General features: G+C 57.2%; 1 rRNA gene. It reads right to left on the bottom strand.

Annotated features, from left to right (window positions below):
* Positions 1–633, bottom strand: a 23S ribosomal RNA gene (locus ACWUI7_RS13490); the annotation flags it as partial.

Genomic DNA, 633 nt, shown 5'->3' with positions numbered 1-633 from the left:
TGTCTGGGTGGCGTGCTGGCGCACGTACCTCTGTAGTGACTCCTACCTATGCTGCACATCGGCGACCACGTCTCAGCGACAGCCTGCAGTAAAGCTCTATAGGGTCTTCGCTTCCCCTTGGGGGTCTCCAGACTCCGCACTGGAACGTACAGTTCACCGGGTCCAACGTTGGGACAGTGGCGCTCTCGTTTATCCATTCATGCAAGCCGCTACTGAAGCGGCAAGGTACTACGCTACCTTAAGAGGGTCATAGTTACCCCCGCCGTTGACGGGTCCTTCGTCCTCTTGTACGAGGTGTTCAGATACCCGCACTGGGCAGGATTCAGTGACCGTACGAGTCCTTGCGGATTTGCGGTCACCTGTGTTGTTATTAGACAGTCGGAGCGCCCGAGTCACTGCGACCTGCTCTGTAGAGAGCAGGCATCCCTTCTTCCGAAGGTACGGGACTAACTTGCCGAATTCCCTAACGTCGGTTCTCCCGACAGGCCGTGGCTTTCGCTGCCAGAGCACCTGTTTCGGATCTTGGTACGGACATCGTGCTTGTCGTTTCACGGGCCCTGTGTACGGCTGAGTTTCCCTATCTCACGTTTCGCTCGCTTCGTGCCGTGACGGCGTCCACGAGGTTCCATGATT

The sequence above is a fragment of the Halorubrum orientale genome, from assembly GCF_059623105.1.
Note: the sequence above shows the minus strand (reverse complement) of the source record. Positions and strands in the feature narration are given on the sequence as shown.